Origin of the sequence: Streptomyces sp. NPDC050508, assembly GCF_040655155.1 — a bacterium.
Classification (GTDB): Bacteria; Actinomycetota; Actinomycetes; order Streptomycetales; family Streptomycetaceae; genus Streptomyces.
Genome location: NZ_JBFAJJ010000005.1, coordinates 211,644 through 236,740, shown reverse-complemented (window position 1 = coordinate 236,740; position 25,097 = coordinate 211,644). Strand labels below are relative to the sequence as shown.

The 25,097-nt window shown below is 69.0% G+C and carries 17 protein-coding genes and 1 pseudogene; 9 read left to right on the top strand and 9 right to left on the bottom strand.

The genetic code is table 11. The features are described from left to right. Positions 1 to 151 precede the first annotated feature (151 nt). Together AB0I69_RS16570 and AB0I69_RS16565 are read left to right on the top strand one after the other, a co-directional pair. Positions 152 to 1,069, top strand: a pseudogene (locus AB0I69_RS16570) (RecB family exonuclease); the annotation flags it as partial. A 1,160-nt stretch (positions 1,070 to 2,229) separates the two neighbouring features. Further along, on the top strand, positions 2,230 to 2,901 hold the full coding sequence (locus tag AB0I69_RS16565; protein ID WP_019059117.1) for a response regulator transcription factor: 672 nt from the start codon (positions 2,230 to 2,232) through the stop codon (positions 2,899 to 2,901). Between the two features lie 70 nt (positions 2,902 to 2,971). Here the strand turns inward: AB0I69_RS16565 and AB0I69_RS16560 are convergent, their stop codons facing one another. The 4 genes from AB0I69_RS16560 to metH form a co-directional block, all read right to left on the bottom strand. Continuing rightward, the gene (locus tag AB0I69_RS16560) at positions 2,972 to 4,552 is read right to left on the bottom strand and encodes an ABC transporter substrate-binding protein (protein ID WP_363096350.1); all 1,581 of its coding nucleotides are present in this window, start codon (positions 4,550 to 4,552) and stop codon (positions 2,972 to 2,974) included. A 69-nt stretch (positions 4,553 to 4,621) separates the two neighbouring features. Continuing rightward, positions 4,622 to 6,226, bottom strand: a complete 1,605-nt coding sequence (locus tag AB0I69_RS16555) for an ABC transporter substrate-binding protein (protein ID WP_363096349.1) — start codon at positions 6,224 to 6,226, stop codon at positions 4,622 to 4,624. Between the two features lie 415 nt (positions 6,227 to 6,641). Beyond that, on the bottom strand, positions 6,642 to 7,340 hold the full coding sequence (locus AB0I69_RS16550) for an HAD family phosphatase (protein ID WP_363096348.1): 699 nt from the start codon (positions 7,338 to 7,340) through the stop codon (positions 6,642 to 6,644). Between the two features lie 98 nt (positions 7,341 to 7,438). Further along, on the bottom strand, positions 7,439 to 10,954 hold the full coding sequence (metH, locus tag AB0I69_RS16545; protein ID WP_363096347.1) for a methionine synthase: 3,516 nt from the start codon (positions 10,952 to 10,954) through the stop codon (positions 7,439 to 7,441). Positions 10,955 to 11,261: 307 nt separating this feature from the next. On the opposite strand from metH, the gene AB0I69_RS16540 reads away from it, so the two are divergent. The 4 genes from AB0I69_RS16540 to AB0I69_RS16525 all read left to right on the top strand — a co-directional run bounded on the left by AB0I69_RS16540 (position 11,262) and on the right by AB0I69_RS16525 (position 16,441). Further along, positions 11,262 to 12,035 carry an IclR family transcriptional regulator gene (locus tag AB0I69_RS16540; protein ID WP_019066101.1) on the top strand — a complete coding sequence of 258 codons (774 nt, stop codon included), beginning with the start codon at positions 11,262 to 11,264 and terminating at the stop codon, positions 12,033 to 12,035. A 378-nt stretch (positions 12,036 to 12,413) separates the two neighbouring features. After that, positions 12,414 to 13,193, top strand: a complete 780-nt coding sequence (locus AB0I69_RS16535; protein WP_363096346.1) for an MIP/aquaporin family protein — start codon at positions 12,414 to 12,416, stop codon at positions 13,191 to 13,193. Between the two features lie 83 nt (positions 13,194 to 13,276). After that, a complete protein-coding gene (glpK, locus tag AB0I69_RS16530; RefSeq protein ID WP_363096345.1) occupies positions 13,277 to 14,815 on the top strand; it encodes a glycerol kinase GlpK in 1,539 nt (512 codons plus the stop codon). A 9-nt stretch (positions 14,816 to 14,824) separates the two neighbouring features. Then, the gene (locus AB0I69_RS16525) at positions 14,825 to 16,441 is read left to right on the top strand and encodes a glycerol-3-phosphate dehydrogenase/oxidase (RefSeq protein ID WP_363096344.1); all 1,617 of its coding nucleotides are present in this window, start codon (positions 14,825 to 14,827) and stop codon (positions 16,439 to 16,441) included. Positions 16,442 to 16,555: 114 nt separating this feature from the next. On the opposite strand, the gene mtnK is transcribed toward AB0I69_RS16525, so the two are convergent. From mtnK to AB0I69_RS16505, 4 genes are read right to left on the bottom strand one after another with little or no spacing between them, the layout of a single operon-like run. Next, positions 16,556 to 17,725 (bottom strand): S-methyl-5-thioribose kinase, encoded by a 1,170-nt coding sequence (gene mtnK / locus AB0I69_RS16520; protein WP_363096343.1) that lies wholly within the window; start codon positions 17,723 to 17,725, stop codon positions 16,556 to 16,558. Positions 17,726 to 17,747: 22 nt separating this feature from the next. Beyond that, on the bottom strand, positions 17,748 to 18,794 hold the full coding sequence (locus tag AB0I69_RS16515; RefSeq protein ID WP_363096342.1) for an ABC transporter permease: 1,047 nt from the start codon (positions 18,792 to 18,794) through the stop codon (positions 17,748 to 17,750). Positions 18,795 to 18,819: 25 nt separating this feature from the next. Beyond that, positions 18,820 to 20,349 (bottom strand): sugar ABC transporter ATP-binding protein, encoded by a 1,530-nt coding sequence (locus AB0I69_RS16510; protein ID WP_363096341.1) that lies wholly within the window; start codon positions 20,347 to 20,349, stop codon positions 18,820 to 18,822. Further along, the gene (locus AB0I69_RS16505) at positions 20,336 to 21,433 is read right to left on the bottom strand and encodes a substrate-binding domain-containing protein (RefSeq protein WP_363096340.1); all 1,098 of its coding nucleotides are present in this window, start codon (positions 21,431 to 21,433) and stop codon (positions 20,336 to 20,338) included. The genes AB0I69_RS16510 and AB0I69_RS16505 overlap by 14 nt, the downstream gene beginning before the upstream one ends. Positions 21,434 to 21,967: 534 nt before the next feature. Between AB0I69_RS16505 and AB0I69_RS16500 the strand changes: the two genes are divergently transcribed. From AB0I69_RS16500 to mtnB, 3 genes are read left to right on the top strand one after another with little or no spacing between them, the layout of a single operon-like run. Further along, complete coding sequence (locus tag AB0I69_RS16500; RefSeq protein WP_363096339.1) at positions 21,968 to 22,567, top strand: cupin; 600 nt, start codon at positions 21,968 to 21,970, stop codon at positions 22,565 to 22,567. Beyond that, complete coding sequence (mtnC, locus tag AB0I69_RS16495) at positions 22,564 to 23,289, top strand: acireductone synthase (protein WP_363096338.1); 726 nt, start codon at positions 22,564 to 22,566, stop codon at positions 23,287 to 23,289. The genes AB0I69_RS16500 and mtnC overlap by 4 nt, the downstream gene beginning before the upstream one ends. Next, the gene (mtnB, locus tag AB0I69_RS16490) at positions 23,286 to 23,894 is read left to right on the top strand and encodes a methylthioribulose 1-phosphate dehydratase (protein ID WP_363096337.1); all 609 of its coding nucleotides are present in this window, start codon (positions 23,286 to 23,288) and stop codon (positions 23,892 to 23,894) included. The genes mtnC and mtnB overlap by 4 nt, the downstream gene beginning before the upstream one ends. 43 nt (positions 23,895 to 23,937) lie before the next feature. Here the strand turns inward: mtnB and mtnA are convergent, their stop codons facing one another. Next, positions 23,938 to 24,978 (bottom strand): S-methyl-5-thioribose-1-phosphate isomerase, encoded by a 1,041-nt coding sequence (gene mtnA / locus AB0I69_RS16485; RefSeq protein ID WP_363096336.1) that lies wholly within the window; start codon positions 24,976 to 24,978, stop codon positions 23,938 to 23,940. Between the last annotated feature and the right edge of the window lie 119 nt (positions 24,979 to 25,097).

Genomic DNA, 25,097 nt, shown 5'->3' with positions numbered 1-25,097 from the left:
TCCGCGCCAACCGGGCGGAGGGGTCTCGGGTCGATGGTATGCGGCGGTCGCGACGCGTTCCGCCCCGGCACCCCCCGCGTTTCCCCGGCTGTCGCGCAGGCGGTGGCCGGGAGCGGGTCACTGTCAGTGGCGGGCCGTAAGGTCTGTGGGCATGGAGACGAGTACCGAGGGCGTCGCAGGGGCAGCCGGCGACGAGGGCACGGCGGCCGGGCCGACGGCGGCAGCGACAGTGGAGGCGGGGACGGTGGGCGTGGTCGAGCGCGTCGCCATAGCGCCCGCCTCGCTGTCGCCCTCGCGTGCCAGTGACTTCATGCAGTGCCCGCTGCTGTACCGGTTCCGGGTGATCGACCGGCTGCCGGAGAAGCCGAGCGAGGCGGCGACCCGGGGGACGTTGGTGCACTCGGTCCTTGAGCGGCTCTTCGACGCCCCGGCGGCGGAGCGTACGGCGCCGCGTGCCAAGTCGTTGATTCCCGGGCAGTGGGACCGGTTGCGGGAGTCGCGGCCGGAGGTCGTGGAGCTGTTCGCCGACGATCCGGAGGGCGAGCGGCTCACGCGCTGGCTCGGGGAGGCGGAGCGGCTGGTCGAGCGCTGGTTCTCCCTTGAGGACCCGACGCGGCTGGAGCCCGCCGAGCGCGAGATGTTCGTCGAGGCCGAGTTGGACTCGGGCCTGAAGCTGCGCGGGATCATCGACCGGGTCGACGTGGCGCCCACGGGTGATGTGCGGATCGTCGACTACAAGACGGGCAAGGCGCCCCGGCCGGAGTACGCCGAGGGCGCGCTGTTCCAGATGAAGTTCTACGCCCTGGTGGTCTGGCGGCTGAAGCAGGTCGTTCCGCGGCGGCTTCAGCTGGTGTATCTGGGCAGTGGGGACGTCGTGACGTACGACCCCGTCCTCGCGGACCTGGAGCGGGTGGAGCGCAAACTGCTGGCGCTGTGGGAGGCGATCCGGCTGGCCACGGAGACGGGCGAGTGGCGGCCCCGGCCGACCAAACTGTGCGGCTGGTGCGACCACCAGTCGGTGTGCCCGGAGTTCGGCGGCACTCCCCCGCCGTATCCACTGCCGGTACGGGGTGCCGACGGCGTTTCTGCGGAGGGTGTGGGGGTGGGGGTCGGTGTTCCTGCCGGGGGCGTGGGGGCGAGGGACAGCATTTCTGCCGGGGGCGCGGGAGTGGGGGTCGATGTTCCTGCCGGGGACGCGGGACCAAGGGACCGCGTTTCTGCCGGGGGCGCGGGAGTGGGGGTCAATGTTCCTGCTGGGGACGCGGGAGCAAGGGACGGCGTTTCCGCCGGGGGCGCGGAGGCAAGGGACGGCGTTCCTGCCAGGGACGCAGGAGCAGGACACGGTGTCCCCGCCGGTGACGCAAGGGCGTCGGACGGCGTTTCCGGCGGGGAGTCAGTAGCAGCGGACGATCTCTCCGCCAGGAGGTCAGAGGCGACGGGCTGACTTTCTGCCCGGGCCGGAGGGCAGCAGGCAGTGTTTCCGCACGGGCAGCGGAGGTGGCCTACGGTCTCTTCACTCGGGGGGGGCCGGGTACCCGAGGGCTTTTCTGCTCGCGGGTCGGGGTCGCCGACGGTTTCTTCGCCTGGGGCCCATGGCACCCGATGGTGTTACCGCCCCGGTCCGGAGACATCCGACCACGTTCCCGCTCAGAGGCAGAGGGCGGCCAGCGGTCCTTCCGCCGGGGGTCCAAGGGCCGCGGATCTCCCTTCCACCAACCAGTCAGGCGCAGCCGACGAACTCCCCGCCCAGGCCCCGAAGACAGCCGGCGCACTTTCCGCCCGAGTTCCGAAAGCGATGGACGGGCGTCTCCGCCAAGGCCAGAGACCACCGATCATGGTCTCGCCGGGGCCGCCGGAACTGGCGAACACGCCTCCCACCCAGAGCCGAAACCCGGCACCCGGCACTAACGGACGCTTCTTCCACCCAGACCCCTGAGGCTGCCCGCGAAGTTTCCGCCCAGTGCCCACATTCCCCAGGCCCCTCCCGCCGCCAGCCCGGGTGCGGCAAACGGTCTTCCCGCCGTCGGCCCGGCGCGGCAAACGGTCTCCCCATCGTCGGCTCGGCGGCGCAAACGACCTTCCCGTCATCGCCCCGGCGCGGCAAACGGCCTTCCCGCCGGAGGCCCCCGTCTCCGTCATCGACGTGAGCCGGGGTCTGCCCGTCAGGGCGGTCGAGTCGGTCGGCGTTGCGCAGGGCAGAATGGGGCCGGGCTAGCGAAGGAGACTCACGTGGCCATCCGCGTCCTACTTGTCGATGACCAACCGCTGCTGCGAACCGGGTTCCGGATGATTCTGGAGGCGGAGCAGGATCTCGCGGTCGTCGGTGAGGCCGGTGACGGTCTGCAGGCGCTCGACCAGGTGCGGGCCCTGCAGCCCGATGTGGTGCTGATGGACATCCGTATGCCGCGGATGGACGGGGTGGAGGCGACCCGGCAGATCACCGGTCCCGGGCGGGACGGCCCGGCGAAGGTGCTGGTGCTGACCACCTTCGACCTCGACGAGTACGTCGTGGAGGCGTTGCGGGCCGGTGCCAGTGGCTTCCTGCTCAAGGACGCGCCTGCGAACGAACTCGTGCAGGCGATCCGCGTGGTGGCCTCCGGCGAGGCGATGCTCGCGCCCAGCATCACGCGGCGGCTGCTCGACAAGTACGCCAGCCATCTGCCGTCGGGTGACGAGCCCGTCCCGGACGCCCTGCACACGCTGACCGAGCGCGAGGTCGAGGTGCTGAAGCTGGTGGCGCGCGGGTTGTCGAACGCCGAGATCGCCGCCGATCTTTTCGTCAGTGAGACCACAGTCAAGACGCACGTGGGGCATGTGCTGACCAAGCTGGGGCTGCGTGACCGGGTGCAGGCCGCGGTGTACGCGTACGAGAGCGGGCTGGTGCGCCCCGGCGCGCAGTAGCCGCAGCAGTCGTGCGGAGAGGCGCCCCTTCCTGACAGGGGCGCCTCTCCTTGTGTCCGGGCCCTGGTGTTCAGCCCTTGCTGAGTTCCCAGAAGCGGAACACCGTCGACGCGTCGAGGCAGTATTCGAGGCCGTAGACGTTGTCGCGGGTGACCGCGTACTGCTTGGCCTGCCAGACCGGGAGGACGGGCAGCTGGTCGGCGACGATGTCCTGGAGTTTGCCGAAGTCCCTGTCGGTGGCGCCGCGGTCGCTCTGGGCGGCGGTTCTGGGGATGAGCGTGTCGGTGATCGTGTTGTTGGTGTAGTTGTTGCTCAGCACGTTGCCCTTGCCGAAGAAGGGGGCGGTGAAGTTGTCGGCGTCCGGGTAGTCGGGCACCCAGCCCTTCACGTACACGCCGTACTTGCCCTTGGCGATGTCCTTCTCGTACTGGCTGTACGCCACGGACTTCACGTCGGCGTCGAACAGCCCGCCGGCGTTGAGCTGCTTGGCGATGGCCTTCAGTTCCTGGTCGGTGGCCGGGCCGTAGCGGGACGGGGTGGACCAGAGGGTCAGTTTCACCTTGTCGGTGATGCCGTCCGCCTCCAGCGCGGCCTGCGCCGCGGCCTTGGAGGGGTGGGCGCCGTAGGTGTCGAAGAAGGACGTGGTGTGACCGGCGATGCCTGCCGGGATGATCGAGTAGAGCGCGGTGGCCGTGTCCTTGTAGACGTCCCTGATGAGGGCGTCGCGGTCCAGGAGGTAGGCGATGGCCTTGCGGACGCCGAGTCGGCCGGTGACCGGGTCGTCCATGTTGAAGACCAGGTGCTGGACTTCGGCGCTGCTGCCCTCGACGACCTCGACGCCGTCGCTGTCGTCGGAGTTCTCGATGCCCGCGATGTCGGTGGCGGTCAGGCCGCGGTAGGCGATGTCGACCTTGTTGTCGAGGAGGGCCTTCTTCAGGGCGCTCTGGTCGCCGTGAAAGAACTTGAGGGTGACGCCGGAGTTCTTCACCTCGGCGGTGCCCTTGTAGTTGTCGTTGACCGAGAAGACGGCCTCGTCATCGCCGTACGAGTCGAGCTTGTACGGGCCCGAGCCGACCGCTCCCCCGTCCTCGCGCAGCCCGTTCGCGTCGTACTGCGTGTGGTCGACGATCGAGCCGGCGCCGGAGGCGAGCTTGCTCGGGAAGGTGGCGTCGGACGTGTTGAGCCGGAAGACGACCGTGTGCGCGTCCGGGGTCTCGACCTTGTCGAGCATGGGGAACATGATCGCGGGACCGGCGGGGTCGTTGATCTTCAGCATGCGGTCGAAGGAGAACTTGACGTCCTTCGAGGTGAGCGCGTCACCGTTGCTGAACTTCAGGCCGGCCTTCAGGGTGCAGCGGTAGACCTGGGCGCGGGTGTCCGTGAAGGAACACTTCTTGGCGGCCTCCGGCTGCGGTTCGGTGCCTCCCTTGGGGAAGCTCAACAGCGACTGGAAGACGTTGTCGAACAGCAGCCAGGAGCCGGGGTCGTAGCCCGAGGCGGGGTCGGTGGCCAGGACGTCGTCGGACATTCCCATGACCACGGAGGAGCCGGTGCCCGAGGAGCCGCCCGTCGTGGTGCCGCATCCGGTCAACAGGCCGGAGGCCAGCCCCGCCACGATCGGCAGGACTGGCCACTGGTTGAGCTTGATCACTGCGTGTGCCTTGTCATTGTCACTGCGAAGCCCGGGGCGGTGCGTCCCGGCCCCGGGCACACGGGGCTGTCAGCTGCCCGTGCCTCGGCCCAGCTCCCAGAGCTGGAGGGTCGAGGAGGAGTTGAGCACGTACGCGGTGCCCGTGACGTCGTCGCGGGCGGCGACGTACTGCTTGCCCTGCCACAGCGGGATCATCGGGACGTCGGTGGCGACGATGTCCTGGATGGCAGTGAGGCTCTTCGACGCGGCGAGCCGGTCGGCCTCGCGGCGGGACTCGGGGATCAGCGTGCCGATGATCTCGGAGTTGGCGTACGGCGAGCCGAGGGTGTTGTCCTTGTCGAGGAACGGGGCGAGGTAGTTGTCGGCGTCGGGGAAGTCCGGGAACCAGCCCATCCCGTAGACGTCGTACTTGCCCTTCTGCTCGGCCTGGCGGAACGTCGACCAGGGCGTGCCCTTGATGGAGACGTCGAAGAGGCCGCTCGCGTTGAGCTGCTTCTGCAGCTGCTCGAACTCGTCCTTGGTGGCCGGGCCGTAGTGGTCGGTCGTGTAGTGCAGCGTGAGCTTCACCGGGGTGGTGATGTTGGCCTGGGTCAGCAGGGACTTGGCCTTGGTGACGCTCGGGTCGCCGTACTTGTTGAAGAACGAGTTCGAGTGACCGGTGATGGTCGCCGGTACCAGGGAGTAGAGCGGCTCGGCCTCGGTGCCGTAGACCTTGGAGACGAGTTCGCCGCGGTCGATGACCTGGGCCATCGCCTCGCGTACGGCCTTCGTCTTCACGGTCGCGGCGGTGGTGTTGAAGGCCAGGTAGCGGATTTCGAGGCCGGGCATCTCGACGAGGTCGATGTTGCCGTCCGTGTTGTCGCCGAGCTTCTGGATCTGCTCCGGCGACATGGTGCGCGTCATGACGTCGATGTCGCCCTTGGACAGCGCGCTGCCCATGGCGGTGGCGTCCGAGAAGGAGCGCATCTCGACCTTGTCGTTGTTCACCTTCAGAATCCCCTTGTAATTGGGGTTCTTGGTGAACGTCGCCGTGGTGATCGCGTCGCCCTTCTTGGACGCCGAGAGGGTGTACGGGCCGGAGCCGTCGATGTCGAAGCCGTCGCGCAGCTTGTCCTTCTGGTAGTCGGCGGGGTTCACGATGCCGGCGACCGGGGTGGACAGCTTGTACGGGAACGTGGCGTCGGCCGTCTTGAGGTGGAAGATGACCTCGCGGTCGCCCTGGGTCTCGACGGTGTCGACGGTGGACAGAAGGGCGAACACACCGCTGTCGGCCTTGATGCGCATCGCGCGGTCGATGGAGTACTTCACATCGGACGCGGTGATCTTGTCGCCGTTGGCGAACTTCAGGCCCTCGCGCAGGGTGCAGGCGTAGCGCTCGTTGCCGGTGTCGGTGAAGCCGCACTTCTCGGCGGCCTCGGGCACCGGGTCGCCCTCGCCCTTGGGCTGGATCATCAGGGTCTGCACGGTCTGGCGCAGGATGTTCCAGGTGCCGACGTCGTACGCGTAGGCGGGGTCGAGCGGCGCCGGAGCCTCCTTCGTCGCCTCGAACTGGTCCGTGGTGCCGACGACTATCGTGCCGCCGCCGGAACTCCCGCTGCCGGAACCGCCACACGCGGCGAGCACCGGTGCGAGCAGGCCGATGACAGCCGGCAGCACCAAAGTCTTGCGGTTCATGCGGGAGTTTCTCCAGAGCTGTTCGAGTCCGTGTACCTGACATACATGGGGTGGTGATGTCGATCACGGGGGTAAGGGCGATGTTCTCGCGTTGAGATTAGTCCGGACCCACACGGGGGTTCGCGGCCACCGTAGTTGAGTTCCCATCACGCAGCGGAACCGGCTGTGGACAGACCGGAAACCCGCCGAGGGAAGGATTAGTGCAGCGTTTCACCAATCGGGACACAAGGGTGCGTGATCGGCCTCAGAAATGGGGTGAACAGCACAGGGTGACGACGATGTCGACCCTCCGGCACGTGGCGAACCTCACACACATCAACTCAGTTGGAGAGCACCGGAATTCGACCGGTCGACCGCGCCCGAATTCCTTTCGCATTGGACTTTGCACGCTCGGTGAACACCTGGCGCATTTCCGTCATCGGTCGGCCATCAGACCGCGGAGAAATGCCAGGTCGACGACTTCCAGGGAGGTCACGACGGTGCGCCGGGCGGCCGGGGCGATGGGCGCCACGGAGGGCACGGCCACCACCAGGCAGCCCGCCGCCTCGGCCGCGGCGACACCGGTCGCGGTGTCCTCGACGACCGCGCAGCGGGCCGGGTCGACTCCGAGTCCGGCGGCGGCCAGCAGATACGGGTCGGGGTGCGGCTTGGTGCGCGCCACCTCGTCGCCGGCGATCGTCAGCGCGAAGTGCTGGGGGCCGAGCGTGGTCAGGACGCGGTCGATGATGCGCCGGTGCGAGGCGGAGACCAGGGCCGTGGGGATCTCGTACTCCGCCAGCTCGGCCAGCAGTCTGGTGGCGCCCGGCATCAGCGGCAGGGCCTGCCCGATGAGGTCCTCGAAGCCCGCGTTGAGCAGGACGGACAGCTCGGCGAGGGTGATGTCGGCGCCGGTGGCCTCGATCAGGAACCCGGCGCTGCGGGTCATGGGGCCGCCGACCACGACATGGCGCCAGGAGTCGTCGAGGGCGTGTCCGAGGGCGGCGAAGACCTCGACCTCGACGTCCCACCAGAAGCCCTCGGTGTCCACCAGGGTGCCGTCCATGTCGAGGAGTACGGCCTGCAGGGCTGAGCCTTCGGCCGTACGGGTTCCGAGCGCGGGGACCGTGCTGGTCATCCTGGCGCACCTCCTGGAGGGACGATCAGGCCGGCCACCCCTGATGCTCACAAGGGCGACCGGCCTGCTGTGGACCGACCAGTGTACGACTTATCCGATCAACGTGCGTTGAAGTATTTCGCCTCGGGGTGGTGGATGACGATCGCGTCGGTCGACTGCTCCGGGTGCAGCTGGAACTCCTCCGACAGGTGGACGCCGATGCGCTCCGGCTCCAGCAGGGCGGCGATCTTCGCGCGGTCCTCCAGCTCGGGGCAGGCGCCGTAGCCGAGGGAGAAGCGGGCGCCCCGGTACTTGAGGGCGAACATGTCCTCGACGTCGGCGGGGTCCTCGCCGGCGAAGCCCAGCTCGGAGCGCACGCGCGCGTGCCAGTACTCGGCGAGCGCCTCGGCCAACTGGACGGACAGGCCGTGCAGTTCGAGGTAGTCGCGGTAGGAGTTCGACTCGAAGAGCTTCGCGGTCTCCTCGCCGATGCGGTTGCCCATGGTGACGATCTGGAAGCCGACGACGTCGGTCTCGCCGGACTCCTCCGGGCGGAAGAAGTCGGCCAGGCAGAGGCGCCGGCCGCGGCGCTGGCGCGGGAAGGTGAAGCGGGTGCGCTCGTTGCCCTGGTCGTCCAGGATGATCAGGTCGTCGTCCTTGGACACGCAGGGGAAGTAGCCGTAGACGACGGCCGCTTCGAGGAGGTTGTCGGTCTGGAGCTTGTCCAGGAGGCCGCGCAGTCGCGGGCGGCCCTCGGTCTCCACCAGTTCCTCGTACGTCGGTCCGTCGCCCGTACGCGCCTGCTTGAGGCCCCACTGGCCCTTGAAGAGGGCGCCCTCGTCCAGCCAGGAGGCGTACTCCTTGAGCTGGATGCCCTTGATGACCCGGGTGCCGCGGAACGGCGCCTCGGGGATCGGGTTGTCGACGGCGACGTCGGAGCGGACGTGGCCCTCCTCGGGGCGCTCCTCGACCTCCACGGCCGCGGTCGCCCGCACCCGGCGCTGCTTGAGCTCGGGCAGCTTCGCGCCGGGCACGCCCCGCTTGACGCCGATCAGGGCGTCCATCAGGCGCAGGCCCTCGAACGCGTCGCGGGCGTAACGGACTTCGCCCTCGTAGATCTCGTGCAGGTCCTGCTCGACGTACGCCCTCGTCAGTGCGGCGCCGCCCAGGATGACCGGGTAGTCGGCGGCCATCTTGCGCTGGTTGAGCTCCTGGAGGTTCTCCTTCATGATCACCGTGGACTTGACCAGGAGGCCCGACATGCCGATGACGTCGGCGCGGTGCTCCTCGGCGGCTTCCAGGATCGCGGAGACCGGCTGCTTGATGCCGAGGTTGACGACGTTGTAGCCGTTGTTGGACAGGATGATGTCGACGAGGTTCTTGCCGATGTCGTGGACGTCGCCGCGCACGGTGGCGAGCACGATGGTGCCCTTGCCCTCGGCGTCCGACTTCTCCATGTGCGGTTCGAGATAGGCGACCGCGGTCTTCATGACCTCGGCGGACTGGAGCACGAACGGCAGCTGCATCTGGCCGGAGCCGAACAGCTCGCCGACGACCTTCATGCCGTCCAGGAGGGTCGCGTTGACGATGTCGAGGGCGGGGCGGGTCTGCAGGGCCTCGGAGAGGTCGGCCTCCAGGCCGTTCTTCTCGCCGTCGATGATCCGCCGCTTGAGCCGCTCGTCCAGCGGGAGCGCGGCCAGCTCCTCGGCGCGGCCCGCCGTCCGGGACTTGGTGGTGGCGCCCTCGAAGAGGGCCATCAGCTTCTGGAGGGGGTCGTAGCCCTCGGCACGGCGGTCGTAAATGAGGTCGAGGGCGGTCTGCACCTCCTCCTCGGTGAACCGGGCGATCGGGAGGATCTTCGAGGCGTGGACGATCGCCGAGTCGAGGCCCGCCTTGACGCATTCGTCGAGGAAGACGGAGTTGAGCAGGACGCGGGCGGCCGGGTTGAGGCCGAAGGAGATGTTGGACAGGCCCAGGGTGGTCTGGACGTCCGGGTGGAGGCCCTTGAGGCGGCGGATCGCCTCGATGGTGGCGATGCCGTCGCCCCGCGACTCCTCCTGGCCGGTGCAGATGGTGAAGGTCAGGGTGTCGATGAGGATGTCCGACTCGTGGATGCCCCAGTTCGTCGTGAGGTCCTCGATCAGCCGCTCGGCGATGGCGACCTTGTGCTCCGGGGTGCGGGCCTGGCCCTGCTCGTCGATGGTCAGCGCGATGAGCGCGGCGCCGTGCTCCTGCGCCAGCCTGGTGACCTTCGCGAAGCGGGACTCGGGGCCGTCGCCGTCCTCGTAGTTGACGGAGTTGATGACCGCGCGGCCACCGAGCTTCTCCAACCCGGCCCGGATCACCGGGACTTCGGTGGAGTCGAGGACGATCGGCAGCGTGGACGCGGTGGCGAAGCGGCCGGCCAGCTCCTCCATGTCGGCGACGCCGTCGCGGCCCACGTAGTCCACGCAGAGGTCCAGCATGTGGGCGCCCTCGCGGATCTGGTCGCGGGCCATCTCCACACAGTCGTCCCAGCGGGCGTCCAGCATGGCCTCGCGGAACTTCTTCGAGCCGTTGGCGTTGGTGCGCTCGCCGATCGCCATGTAGGCGGTGTCCTGGCGGAACGGGACCGTCTGGTAGAGCGAGGCGGCGCCCGGCTCGGGCTGCGGGTGGCGCTCGGTGGGCGTGGCCTCGCGGACCCGCTCGACGAGCTGGCGCAGGTGCTCGGGGGTCGTACCGCAGCAGCCGCCCACCAGGTTCAGGCCGTAGTCGCGTACGAAGTGCTCCTGCGCGTCGGCCAGGCCCTCGGGGTCGAGCGGGAAGTGGGCGCCGTCCTTGGTGAGGATGGGCAGGCCCGCGTTCGGCATGCACAGCAGCGGGGTGCGGGAGTGGCGGGCCAGATAGCGCAGGTGCTCGCTCATCTCGGCCGGGCCGGTCGAGCAGTTCAGGCCGATCATGTCGATGCCGAGGGGTTCGAGCGCGGTGAGCGCGGCGCCGATCTCGGATCCGAGGAGCATGGTGCCGGTGGTCTCGAAGGCCATCGAGACCAGCAGCGGTACGTCGGCGCCGGTCGCCTCCATCGCGCGGCGGGCGCCCAGGATCGACGACTTGGTCTGGAGCAGGTCCTGCGTCGTCTCCACGATCAGGGCGTCGGCGCCGCCGGCCAGCAGGCCCTCGGCGTTCGCCTGGAAGCCGTCGCGGAGGGTGGCGTAGCCGATGTGGCCGAGGGTGGGCAGCTTGGTGCCGGGGCCGATGGAGCCGAGGACCCAGCGCTGGCGGCCGTCGCGGGCGCCGAAGTCGTCGGCGGTCTCGCGGGCGATACGGGCGCCGGACTCCGACAGTTCGTAGACGCGGTCGGCGATGTCGTACTCGGCCATCGCGGAGTGGTTGGCGCCGAAGGTGTTCGTCTCGACGCAGTCGACACCCGCGCCGAAGTACTCCTCGTGGACCGAGCGGACGATGTCCGGGCGGGTGATGTTCAGGATCTCGTTGCAGCCTTCGAGGTTCTCGAAGTCGTCGAGCGTGGGGTCCTGTGCCTGGAGCATGGTGCCCATGGCTCCGTCGGCGACCACCACGCGGGTGGCGAGCGCCTCTCGGAGCGCGGACACACGGGTCCGGCTGTCGGCAGAAGGGGTCAGTGGCGACGAGGCCATGAAGGGGCTCCCTGGAGTGCGACGGCTGTCGGCTTTGCGGCTTCCCCGGGAACCTCTCACGGAACTCCCCGGGGAGCTTGCACGCCGCCAGGGTAACGGGGTCGGGCGGGAGAATGCTCGATGCGTCCATGAGGCGGACCGGGGTGACGGGCGGATCAACCCCGTCTAGGTTCTCGCGACGGGTGACGTAACAGGTGTCGACCGACCATTGGCGGGAGGTCGACATGGAACGGTAGTGTTCGACATTGCCGAACGGCGGCGGCAGCGTCGCGCATCGGCGGTCGAACGGGACGGAGGCAGTACGGCGATGGCACGGAACATCCAGTCGCTCGAACGGGCGGCCGCGATGCTGCGCCTGCTCGCGGGCGGCGAGCGACGGCTCGGCCTCTCGGACATCGCCTCGTCGCTCGGCCTGGCCAAGGGCACGGCCCACGGCATCCTGCGCACCCTCCAGCAGGAGGGCTTCGTCGAGCAGGACGACGCCTCCGGGCGGTACCAGCTCGGGGCCGAGCTGCTGCGCCTGGGCACCACCTATCTCGACGTGCACGAACTGCGGGCACGCGCCCTGGTGTGGACGGACGACCTGGCCCGCTCCAGCGGGGAGAGCGTGCACCTGGGGGTCCTGCACCAGCAGGGCGTGCTCATCGTGCACCACGTCTTCCGGCCCGACGACAGCCGGCAGGTCCTGGAGATCGGGGCCATGCAGCCGCTGCACTCGACGGCCCTGGGCAAGGTGCTGTCGGCCTACGACCCGGTCGCGCACAGCGAGGTCCTGGAGGCCGACCGCAAGCCCTTCACCGAGCGCACGGTGTCCGAGCTGGCCGACTTCGAGCACGTCCTGGACGTCACGCGCGCGCGTGGGTACGCGGCCGACGTCGAGGAGACCTGGGAGGGCGTCGCGTCCATCGCCGCGCCCATCCACGACCGGCGGCGCATGCCGGTCGGCGCGGTCGGCATCACCGGCGCGGTGGAGCGGCTGTGCCGGCCCGACGAGGACGGCGCGCTGCGCCCCGAGCTGATCGCCGCGGTACGGGACTGCGCCCGCGCGGTGTCGCGGGATCTCGGCGCCGGGCGGTTCTGACCGCACCGGATTCACAGCAAAAAGACCGGAACGCCCTAGGGAACGTTCCGGTCTTAGTCGTACGCTGAACGACAAAGTCGGCCAAAACGCCAAATCACCACACACGGTGTCCACCCGATAGCCGTGCGCATCGCCCGCAAGATCGATAGCCCACAGCAATCAATAACGATCGTGTTTTCAATAACAGCACTCTTGACGCGCCTGTAACCCCGGAGCAAGACTCCCGTCCATCGGTCGGCATTGTCGAACACCTACCGGCAATACGCGCTAGAGTGTGGCAACGCCAAAGGCCGGCATCGCTCTCACCCCCGAGGGCGCACGAACCCCCGGTGGGACCCGGGGTTCGGCTTCCCTGGACGAAGGACAAAGGAGTCGCGGGTGTCCAGCTCCGACATCTTCATCGGCGAGACCATAGGTACCGCCGTACTCATCCTGCTGGGCGGTGGCGTCTGCGCCGCCGTCACGCTGAAGGCCTCCAAGGCCCGTAACGCCGGCTGGCTCGCCATCGCCTTCGGGTGGGGTTTCGCCGTCATGACGGCTGTGTACATCTCGGCACCGCTCTCCGGTGCCCACCTCAACCCGGCCGTGACACTCGCACTCGCGATCAAGGACGGTGGCTGGGACAACGTCCCGATCTACTGGGCCGGGCAGCTGCTCGGCGCCATGATCGGCGCGACGCTCGTCTGGGTGGCCTACTACGGCCAGTTCCAGGCCCACCTCACGGACAAGGAGATCGTCGGCGAGCCGACGGCCAAGTCCGTGGAGGCCGAGGAGAAGGGCGCCGGACCTGTCCTGGGCATCTTCTCCACCGGTCCCGAGGTCCGGAACGTGGTGCAGAACCTCGCCACGGAGATCATCGGCACCGTCGTCCTGATCCTCGCCATCCTGACGCAGGGTCTGAACGACAAGGGCAACGGCCTCGGCACCCTGGGCGCCCTGATCACCGCGTTCGTGGTCGTCTCCATCGGTCTGTCGCTCGGCGGCCCAACCGGTTACGCCATCAACCCGGCCCGTGACCTGGGCCCGCGCATCGTGCACGCGCTCCTGCCCCTGCCCAACAAGGGCGGCTCCGACTGGAGCTACGCGTGGATCCCGGTGGTCGGTCCGCTGATCGGCGGCGCGATCGCTGCGGGACTCTACAACGTCGCCTTTGCTTAGAACCGGATGAGAACCGGAACTCCGAGCACTGAAGCAGCAGTAGAACCAGTCCTCATGACCACGGAACCCCTCAGGAGCACACAGTGACCGACGCGCACACCGCCGGACCGTTCATCGCGGCCATCGACCAGGGCACGACCTCCAGCCGTTGCATCGTCTTCGACCGGGACGGCCGTATCGTCTCCGTCGACCAGAAGGAGCACGAGCAGATCTTCCCGAAGCCGGGCTGGGTCGAGCACAACGCCACCGAGATCTGGACCAACGTCCAGGAGGTCGTCGCCTCCGCCATCGAGAAGGCCGGCATCACCCGCGACGACATCAAGGCCATCGGCATCACCAACCAGCGCGAGACGACTCTCCTCTGGGACAAGAACACCGGTGAGCCCGTCCACAACGCCATCGTCTGGCAGGACACCCGCACCGACGCGCTCTGCAAGGAGCTCGGCCGCAACGTCGGCCAGGACCGCTTCCGCCGCGAGACCGGCCTGCCGCTGGCGAGCTACTTCGCCGGACCCAAGGCCCGCTGGCTGCTCGACAACGTCGAGGGTCTGCGGGAGCGCGCCGAGGCGGGCGACATCCTCTTCGGCACCATGGACAGCTGGGTCATCTGGAACCTGACGGGCGGTGTGAACGGCGGCAAGCACTACACCGACGTCACCAACGCCTCCCGCACCATGCTGATGAACCTGCACACCCTGGAGTGGGACGAGAAGATCGCCGAGTCCATCGGCGTCCCGCTGAACATGCTGCCCGAGATCCGCTCCTCCGCCGAGGTCTACGGCGAGGTCACCGGCGGACGCCTCGGCGACCTGCTCGGCGGCATCCCGGTCGCCTCCGCGCTCGGCGACCAGCAGGCGGCCCTGTTCGGCCAGACCTGTTTCGCCGAGGGCGAGGCCAAGTCCACGTACGGCACCGGCACGTTCATGCTGATGAACACCGGCGAGAAGATCATCAACTCCTACTCGGGCCTGCTGACCACCGTCGGCTACCGGATCGGCAACGACGCGCCGGTCTACGCCCTGGAGGGCTCGATCGCCGTCACCGGTTCGCTGGTGCAGTGGATGCGCGACCAGATGGGCCTGATCTCCACCGCCGCCGAGATCGAGACGCTCGCGCTCTCGGTCGAGGACAACGGCGGCGCCTACTTCGTGCCGGCCTTCTCCGGTCTGTTCGCCCCGTACTGGCGCTCCGACGCCCGCGGTGTGATCGCCGGTCTCACCCGGTACGTCACCAAGGCGCACCTCGCGCGCGCCGTCCTGGAGGCCACCGCCTGGCAGACCCGTGAGATCACGGACGCCATGACGAAGGACTCCGGCGTCGAGCTCACCGCGCTCAAGGTCGACGGCGGCATGACCTCCAACAACCTGCTGATGCAGACGCTCTCGGACTTCGTGGACGCCCCCGTGGTGCGCCCGATGGTCGCCGAGACCACCTGCCTCGGCGCCGCCTATGCCGCCGGTCTCGCCGTCGGCTTCTGGACCAGCACCGACGACCTGCGTGCCAACTGGCGCCGGGCCGCCGAGTGGACCCCCAACATGGACGCGGAGAAGCGCGACCGTGAGTACAAGAGCTGGCTCAAGGCCGTGGAGCGGACCATGGGCTGGCTCGACGACGAGGAGTAAGAACCCCACATGACCAGTCAGTCCACCCTGCAGTCCGTGCCTGCCCTCGGTACGCACCCGGCCTCCGGCTCGAACCCGAGCCGGGCCGAGACCCGGGAGCAGCTCTCCAAGGCGACGTACGACCTCCTCGTCATCGGCGGCGGCATCCTGGGCATCTCCACCGCCTGGCACGCCGCGCAGTCCGGGCTGCGGGTGGCCCTGGTCGACGCCGGCGACTTCGCCGGCGCCACCTCTTCCGCCTCCTCCAAGCTTCTCCACGGCGGTCTGCGCTATCTGCAGACCGGCGCGGTGAAGCTGGTGGCGGAGAACCACTTCGAGCGCCGTGCGGTGTCTCGCCAGGTGGCTCCTCACCTGGCGAACCCGCTGACGTTCTACCTCCCCGTGTACAAGGGCGGTCCGCACGGTGCGGCGAAGCTCGGGGCGGGCGTCTTCGCCTACTCCGCGCTCTCCGCGTTCGGCGACGGCGTCGGCCACCTCCTGTCCCCCGCCAAGGCGGCGCAGGACGTGCCGGAGCTGCGTACCCAGAACCTCAAGGCCGTTGCCGTGTACGGCGACGACCAGATGAACGACGCCCGCATGGCGCTGATGACGGTCCGCGCGGCCGTCGAGGCGGGCGCGGTCGTCCTCAACCACGCCGAGGTCACCGGCCTGCGCTTCACCCAGGGCCGGGTGACCGGCGCGGAGCTGCGCGACACCACCTCCGGCGACGAGTTCGGCGTGAGCGCCCGCCTGGTGCTCAACGCGACCGGCCCGTGGGTCGACCACCTGCGCAAGATGGAGGACCCGAACGCGGCCCCCTCCATCCGCCTGTCCAAGGGCGCGCACCTGGTCCTGAAGCGCACGTCCCCGTGGAAGGCCGCTCTCGCCACCCCCATCGACAAGTACCGCATCACCTTCGCCCTCCCCTGGGAGGACATGCTCCTGCTCGGCACGACCGACGAGGAGTTCGAGGGCGACCCGGCGGACGTCTCGGTCACCGAGAAGGACATATCCCAGATCCTGGACGAGGCCGCGTTCTCGGTCCGCGACCAGCAGCTCTCGCGTGACCTGATCACGTACTCCTTCGCCGGTCTGCGCGTCCTGCCCGGCGGCCCGGGCAGCACCGCGAAGGCCAAGCGCGAGACGGTGGTGACCGAGGGCAAGGGCGGCATGCTGTCCGTCGCGGGCGGCAAGTGGACGACCTTCCGGCACATCGGCCGTACGGTCATGCAGAAGCTGGAGGCGCTGCCGGGCCGTCCGCTCGGCGAGGACTTCGAGCCGATCTCCTCCCTCCCGAAGAAGCTCCCGCTGCCGGGCGTCGCCAACCCGCGTGCGGTCGCCCACCGCCTCCTGGTCGACAACCCGGCACCGGGCCCGCGTATGGCGGCGGACACGGCGAAGCACCTGGCCACGCACTACGGCTCGTTGGCCTTCGACATCGCCCGACTCGCCAACGAGAACCCGGAGTTGGGCCAGCGTGTCCACCCCGACGCCCCCGAGATCTGGGCGCAGGTCGTCTACGCCCGCGACCACGAGTGGGCCGAGACCCAGGACGACGTGCTGCGGCGGCGGACGACGCTGACGATCCGGGGGCTTGCCACGGACGAGGTGCGGGCGAAGGTGCAGGACCTGCTCGACAAGAAGTAGGCGGTACGACGTTGAAGGGGCGGTTCCTTGGTGGAGGAGCCGCCCCTTTCGCTTGCCGAGAGGTTGTATGTCGTCTGCAGGTCGTGGGGGCTGGTCGCGCAGTTCCCCGCGCCCCTAGGTGAGTGAGCTGAGCGCCCTTACATCGTTCGGGTTGCTCACCTCGCCCCTACGCACGATCAGTTCACGTCCCAGCAGCAGTGCCCTGCGCGACGCCGGTACCGGATCCGGCAGTGTCGTCAGGTCGGTCAGGTGGGCGAAGCCGATGATGCGGCGGACGATCTCCGTGCCGGCGTAGCCGACCGAGTCGGTCCAGACGCGGGACAGGAAGCGGTCGAGGAAGGCGTCGTCGAAGAAGGTGTCGACGCGGGTCGGCCAGAGGCGGCGGAACTCGGTCTCGAACGCCGCCCAGGAGAGGCGGAGTTGGTCGCCGTGGTCGGACAACGTGCCCAGCGCTCGCGCCCGTTCCTCCGACACCAGCACGTTGGCCCAGTACAGGCCGAGGTCGTAGCCGACCGGGCCGACGAAGGAGAACTCCGGGTCGAAGACCCGTACCACCGGGGCACCTTCGCGCTCACCGACCATGACGCTGCCGGTGTGCAGGTCGCCGTGGAGGAGGGCCTGCGCGCTGGTCATGAAGGTGTACCGGAGATCGGCGACCTCTGTGCGGAGGCGGGTGTCGGCCCGGAAGGAGACCGCGAGGTCGGTCAACTCCGGGAGCCAGTGGTTGTGTTCGTGCTCGATGTACGGCTCGGAAAGGACCACGTCCTCGGTGATCTTGCACAACTCGGGGCTCACCGAGGTCGCGATGAGCGCCTTTCGGTCGGCGGAGTCCATGCCGAAGTCGCTGGTCGCGAAGGCGAGTTGGGCGACGAACTCGCCGATCCGGGCCGAGGTGTCCGGGCCGTACGACGCCCCCTCGTTGAGGACCGTGCGCAGGACCTCCAGGTCGGACATGTCCTCCATGACGAGGGCGTAGTTGTCGGCGTCGTAGCCGTGGATCGCCGGGACCTTGTCGGGGGCGACGCGTGCGACCTGCTTGTAGGCTCGGGCCTCGGCATCCGCGCGCTCCGGGCTCATCGGCCAGGAGGGGCCCGCGACCCGCACCCAGGGCAGCGCCTGTTTGACGGCGAGGCTGTGGCTGCCGTCGGCGTTCGAGGCGAGGAACACCCGGTTCATGTTGCCGTCCGACACCTCGCGGACGTGGATGTCGGTCACGTCCTCCCAGTGGCCGCGCTCGTGCAGGTAGGCCGGGATGTCGTCGGTCTCCAGGATGCGGTAGCCCATCGTACGAACTCCTCGAACTTCCTTATGCGGTGCGGCGCTTGGACAGGGTGAAGCTGAAGACCAGGGCGAGGATGAGGACCGCGCCCTCGACGACGTCCTGCGTGTAGTACGGCAGACCCTTGATGGTCAGACCGGTGGTGATGATGCCGATCAACACCGCGCCAAGGGCTGTGCCCCAGACGTTCGGGCGGCCCCGGCCGAGGACCGAGGTGCCGACCAGCGCGACCGCCACCGCCTCCAGCAGCTGTGACGTACCGGCGGACACGTCTCCCTGGCCGATACGGGACGCCAGGATCAGGCCGCCGATCGAGGCGAGCATGCCGGACAGGACGTACGCCAGAGCCCGGTAGGCGCCCACGCGGATACCCGCCAGCCGCGACGCCTCGGGGTTGGCGCCGATGGCGTACAGGACGCGGCCCCAGCGGGTGCGGGCGAGGAACACCCAGGCGATGACCGTCAGCGCGCCGAAGATCAGTACCGAGATCGGGATGCCGAGCATGGTGCCGCGGTCGATGCGCAGGAAGCCGGCGGTGAACTTGCCGGGGGCGGTGGTGCCGTCGGACTGGGTCATGCCGGCGGAGATGGACTGGCCGTCGACCAGGATGAGTTTGGTGCCCTGGATGACGAACATGGTGCCGAGGGTGGCCAGCATGTCCGGGATCTTCATGACCACGATCAGCAGGGCGTTCAGCAGCCCGGCCAGCGCACCCGCCGCGATCACGGCGAGGATCGCGACCGTGCCGACCTGGTTGTACGTCACCATCGTCTTCGCGGCGACGGTGACACCGAGCCCGGCGACCGCGCCGACGGACATGTCCATTCCGCCGACGGCCATGGTGAGGGTGACGCCGAGGCCGAGGATCGCGGCGACGGAGACGTACCGGAGGGTGTCGAGCATGGTCGCCGACTCGCGGAAGGAGCCCTCGGTCAGCGCGAAGTACAGGAAGAGCGCGACCGTGACGAAGATGAAGCCGTACTTGATGACGGCGTTCTGGACGAGCACGGCTGTGGAGACGGCGGGCGGGGCCAGTGCCTTCGGCGCGGCCTCGGAGCTCAGGGTGGTGGTCATCGGGTGCTTCCTGAAGGGGCCGGCATCACACGGACGCCGAGATGGTCTGGATCACGCGGTCGCGTTCCGCGTCTTCGCCGTACGCGTCGAGATGCACCTCGCCGGCCGCCAGGACAACGACCCGGTCGGCGATCTCCAGGACCTCGTCCACGTCGGCGGAGAGGACGAGTACGGCAGCGCCTTCGGCAGCGAGGGCGCGGGCGCGGCGGCCGATGTCCCGGCGCGCGCCGATGTCCACGCCTCGGAACGGCTCGTCCAGGATGAGGACGCGGGGGGTCTCGGCGAGCCAGCGGCCGACGACGACCTTCTGCTGGTTGCCGCCGGAGAGTTCCTCGACGGTGCTGTGTTCGTCGCGGGCGACGACCCCGAGCGCGTCGATGGTGTCGCGGCCGAGGGCGTCCTCCTTCGCCGTGTTCACGAGTCCGCCCCGGGACAGGGACTTGAGGAACGGCAGCGAGATGTTCTGCGCCACGGTCCAGCCGGGGACGAGCGCGTCGGCGTGCCGGTCCTCGGGGACGAGGTGGACGCCGGCGCGGATCGCGTCGGCCGGGCGGCGGGGCGCGTACCGCTTGCCGTCGAGCTCGACCGTGCCGGTGGAGAAGGGCTCGGCGCCGAACAGGCCACGGGCGAGTTCTGTCTTACCTGCACCCAACAGGCCTACGACACCGGTGACTTCACCGGCGCGGAGGTCGAGGTCCAGGGGCGCGCGGCCTTCGAAGAGGTGGACGCCGTGCAGGGCGAGGATGACGTCCCCGTGCTCGCCCGTGTGCTGCGGGCGGGCGCTCGTCGCCTCGTGGGCCTGGGCGAGCATCGCGCGCAGGGCGCTGTCCCAGTCGAAGGGCTTGACCTGGTCGTCGGTGAGACCGCCGTCCCGCAGGACGACCAAACGGTCGGCGAGCGCGTCGATCTCGCCGAGGCGGTGGGAGACGTAGAGGACCGCGATGCCGTCGTCGCGCATCTTCTCGACGAGGGCGAACAGCCGCTCCGCCTCGGCGGCGGAGAGTGCCGAGGTCGGTTCGTCGAGGATGAGCAGGCGGGGGCGGGTGGCGAGGGCGCGGGCCAGGATGAGCAACTGGCGGTCGGAGATGCCGAGTTCGGTGACGTCGCGGCGCAACACGGCGTCGCTCCAGTCGAGTTCGAGCGCGGCCTGGATCTCGCGGGCGCGGGCCAGGACGCGGCGGCCGTTCAGGAACGGGTTGCCGCGGCGCTGGGCCAGCTCCTCGAAGACCAGGTTCTCGGCGACGGTGAGACCGGGCACGATGCCCTCGCCGATCCGCTGGTGGACCGTCTGGATGCCCAACTGCCGGGCGGTGAGCGGCGACTGGAGAGCTGCGGGCTCCCCTGCGACCCGCACCTCCCCGCCGTGGTCCGTGTGCACGCCCGACAGGATCTTGATCAGCGTGGACTTGCCCGCGCCGTTGGCGCCGAGCAGCGCGACCACGCTGCCCGGTGCGATGTCGAGCGAGACGGACTCCAGCACCGTCTTGGCGGCGAAGGCCATGCTGACGTCGCGGAGGCTGACCGCGACGTCAACTGCCGTGTCAGTGGGCGACATTGGGGATCCAGTCCGCGGTGCTCACCTTGGAGAGGTTCAGCGCGGGCAGGGCCGTGCGCAGCTGGTCCATGTTCTCGATCTTGTTCTTGCGCAGGAAGTCCTGGGTGATGGCGACGGCCGGGAAGTCGACCGAGGTCTTGTTCAACTGGCCTGCCAGCTCAAGGGCTGCCGTACGGACGACGGCCGCACCGACGGCCGACGGGTCGGTGCCTGCGGTAGCGACCCACGGGCTGTTCGCGGCGGTCATGTTCTGGATGTCGGCGTTGGAGACGTCCGCGCCGAAGACCTTCACCTTGCTCTGGAGCTTCTTGTTCTGCACGGCGAGGACGGTGCCCTTGGCCAACTCGTCGTAGGGGGCGAACACGCCTGCCACGTCGGAGTGTTGGGTCAGGGCGGCGGAGACCAGGGGCACGTTGTCGGTGGCCGTGGAGTCGGTGACCTTGCCGACCTTGAACTGCTGCTTCCAGCCGTTGGTGTCGACCGCGGTCTTCCAGACGGAGTTGCGCTTGTCGAGGGCCGCGTAGCCGGCCACGTTGACGTAGCCGACCTTGGCGTTCTTGCCGACCGTCTTGGCCATCACGTCGAGGACGGCCTTGGCCATGCTGGCGTCGTCCTGCTCGGTGCTGACGACGGCCTTGTTGGTCTGGTCGACGTCGTAGACGACGACCTTGATGCCCTTCTTCACGGCCTGGTCGATCTCGGGCTGGATCGTCGAGGGGAAGCCGTGGTCGACGATGATCGCCTGCGCGCCGGAGTTGATGGCCGAGGACAGGTCGGTGGCCTGCTTGGCGTTGTCGGCCTGGGCGTCGTACACGGTCAGGTCGATGCCGAGGGCCTTGGCCTGCGCCTTCGCGCCGTTGCCCCACTGCTCGAAGTAGTCGCCGGCGCCGCTCTGCCGCACGAGTGCCACCTTGACTGTGCCCTTGCTGAAGGGGGCCGGCTTCTTGCCCGTGGCGGCCGAGGCCGAGGCGGCGGTGTCGGCGGTGTTCTTCGACGCGTCCGTGGACTGGGAGCAGCCCGCCAGGAGGAGGGCTGAGACGGAGGCCAGCGAGAGCGCGGCGAGGGGGACGCGGGTGCGGGACATGTGGAGCTCCAGGTGCAGGGTGGCGCAAAGATGATGGTGGAAAGCGCATGACCCGGAGCAAGGGGAAAGAACCGGCCACCGCGGGCAGAGGGTGGCGACCCACGGCGTCAAGGGCGCGTGGGGGCTCCGGGCGAGGTCAGCGACAGCGGGCTGTGGTCGACCGGAACAAGTCCACGTACAGCCGCCGCACGAGCAGCAGCGTCTTCATGACCAGATCATGAGAACGATTTCAGCCACCAGTCAAAGGAATGGGACAAGTTTCTCATTATCTGAGACAACGACTACATCACACCAGGTCGGCGGGGTGTCGGCGCATATTCGCGAGTTAGCATCACAGAACCGGCACCCGCCCCGGCACAGTGAGGCCCTGATGACGACACGACGCGCGACGGCACTGAGCATGCTCTGCATGCGGTGCTGTCCCGGCGCGCTCTGTCGCGGCTGACCAGCCCTTCGCCCCAGCTGCTCTTCTCCGCCCGTCCGGCTGTCGTCTCGCTATCCGGACATCCCTCCCACTTTCCCGGAGTTGCTCCCATGACCCTGCTCACCACCTGGTCCGAGTCCGGCCCCGAGACCCTCGTGCGCCGCACCGCCGACCCCGTCGAGATCGCCGCCGCGCTCGCCCCCATCGGCGTCCGCTACGAGCAGTGGCCGATCCGCGAGGACGTCCCGGCCGACGCCGACAGCGACACCGTCTTCGCCACCTACGGCCCGGAGATCGACAAGCTGAACGCCGAAGAGGGCTTCACCACCGTCGACGTCCTCGGCCTGCACCCCAGCGACGACCCGGAGTACCCGGCCAAGGCGGCGGGCGCCCGCGCGAAGTTCCTCCAGGAGCACACGCACGACGACGATGACGAGGTCCGCTTCTTCGTCTCCGGCTCCGGCATCTTCTACCTGCACGTCAACGGCGAAGTACACGCCGTCTACTGCGAGAAGGGCGACCTGCTGGGCGTCCCGCGCGGCACCACGCACTGGTTCGACATGGGCACCGAGCCCGCCTTCACCGCGATCCGCTTCTTCCACGAGGAGGACGGCTGGGTCGGCAACTTCACCGGCTCGACCATCGCCTCGCGCTTCCCCGACTACGACACGATCGACGCGGGCTACCAGCAGGACAAGGCCGCCGCGTGACCTTGCGGTTCGCCGTGGACGCCGTGGTGCTCGACATCGAGGGCACCACGAGCGCCACGGGTTTCGTCGTCGACGTGCTGTACCCGTACTCGCGCTCGCGTTTCGCGACACTGCTGTCCGAGCGCGCCGACGAACCGGCGGTGGCCCGCGCGATCGCACAGGTCCGCGAGCTGACCGGCGCCCCGGACGCCGACGCCGCACAGATCGAGAAGACCCTCAACACCTGGCTCGACGAGGACCGCAAGGCCACACCCCTCAAGACCCTCCAGGGCATCATCTGGTCGGAGGGTTTCGCCCGCGGCGACCTCGTCTCGCACTTCTACGACGACGTCGTACCGGCCCTGCGCGCCTGGCACACGGCGGGCCTGCGGCTGTATGTCTACTCGTCCGGCTCGGTGGCCGCACAGCGGGCGTGGTTCACCTCCAGCCCGGAGGGCGACCTCCTGCCGCTCGTCTCCGGGCTCTACGACACGGAGAACGCGGGACCGAAGCAGGAGCCGGAGTCGTACCGCCGTATCGCCGCGGCGACCGGCGTCGAGCCGTCCCGGCTGCTGTTCCTCTCCGACCGGCCGGGCGAGTTGGACGCGGCCGTGGCCGCGGGCTGGCATGCCGTGGGCGTACGGCGGCCGGGAGAACCGTATTTCGAGCAGGGCGTCGGCGACCACGCGCAGGCGGGGGCGTTCGACGAGATCGGCATCACCAGTTCAAGGAGCACCACGTGACCATCGACATCAGCGACCTCGACCTGAGGGAGGCGGGGGCCCGACTCGCCGCCGAGTCCGCCCGTTTCGCCTCTTCCGGCTGGATGCGGGGCACGTCCGGGAACCTGTCCATGGTGCTCTCCCGTGACCCGCTGCTGCTGGCCGTCACGGCGAGCGGACACGACAAGGGTGAACTGACGCCCGCGGACGCGGTGTTGATCGACGCGAACGGCACAGCCGTCGGCGCCGGCAAGCCGTCCGCCGAAGCCGAACTGCACGCGCGCGTCGCCGCGCTGACGGGTGCCGGTGCGGTGGTGCACGTGCACACCGTGGCGTCCGTCGCGATGGGTCGGCGCGAGCCGCGCGGGATCGTCTTCAAGGACATCGAGATGCTCAAGGGCATCGGCCAGCCCGCGCACGACGTCGAGGTGACCCTGCCGGTCATCGCCAACAGCCAGGACATGACGGTCCTCGGGGACCGGCTGGAGGCGGCGCGTGATCCTCGGATGCCGGCGGTGGTCGTGGCCGGACACGGACTGTACGTGTGGGGCGCGAATCCGCGTCAGGCGCGGCATCACACCGAAGTGGTGGAGTGGTTGCTGGAGTTGGAACTCACGGGACGCTGATCCGCGTGAAAAGGGACCCCTGGTTTCCGGGGTCCCCTTTCCGCTACTTCAGCCGGTCACCGGGGAGTTCGCCCGCCGACACCTCCAACACGCCCCGCTCCGTGACCAGTCCGGTCACCAGGCGGCCCGGGGTCACGTCGAAGGCGGGGTTGTGGCCGCGCGACTCTGCCGGAGCCGTCCGCACTCCCGACCACTCCAACACCTCGGCCTCGCCCCGGAGTTCGATGTGGATCTCGTCGCCTGTCTTGGTGGAGAGGTCCACCGTCGCCGTCGGGGCCGCCACCAGGAACGGGATACCGGCGTCGGCGCAGGCGAGGGCGACGCCCACCGTGCCTACCTTGTTCGCGGTGTCTCCGTTGGCCGCGATGCGGTCCGCGCCGACGATGGCCGCGTCGACCTCGCCGCGCAGGATCGTGCCGGCGGCGGCACCGTCGGCCTGGACGTAGTGCGGGATGCCTTCCTGGACCAACTCCCAGGCGGTGAGGCGCGATCCCTGGAGCAGGGGGCGTGTCTCGTCGGCGTAGACGATCTCCACCAGCCCGCGCGCGTGCAGTTCGCGGATGACGCCGAGTGCGGTGCCCCAGCCGGCGGTGGCCAGCGCGCCGGTGTTGCAGTGCGTCAGGATGCGCAACGGCCTTTCCACACCGGCCTGTTGAAGCTTTTCGAGGAGCCAGTCCGCGCCGAACGCACCCATCGCACGGTTGGCCGCGACGTCCTCGCGCTGGACGGCGGCGGCCTCTTCGAGGACCGCGTCGAGGCCCTCGTCGAAACGGGTCATGACCCGGTCCACGCACACCATGAGGTTGACCGCGGTGGGCCGGGCCTCGCGGACGCGGGCGACGGCCGCGCGTACCTGGGCCTCGGTCCAGCCCTCCCGCTCGCCCTCGATGATCGCGAGCGCGACGCCGTACGCGCCCGCCGCTCCGATCGCGGGCGCGCCACGCACCACGAGGCGCTGGATCGCGTCGACCAGAGCGTCCACATCGTGGACATCCATCGTCTCGTTGCGGTGCGGAAGCAGGGTCTGGTCGATGAGCGCGAGGCTGCTCCCGGTCCAGTGGACCGCACGCAATTCCTGAGACATAACGGGACACTCCTGCCGTTCCAATGGTGTCGGACACCGTACATGACCTTGGAGAACCACAGTTCGAGACAGTCGAGCAGGTGTCTCAAAACGAATGTTAAAGTCCACCACCCGCAGCC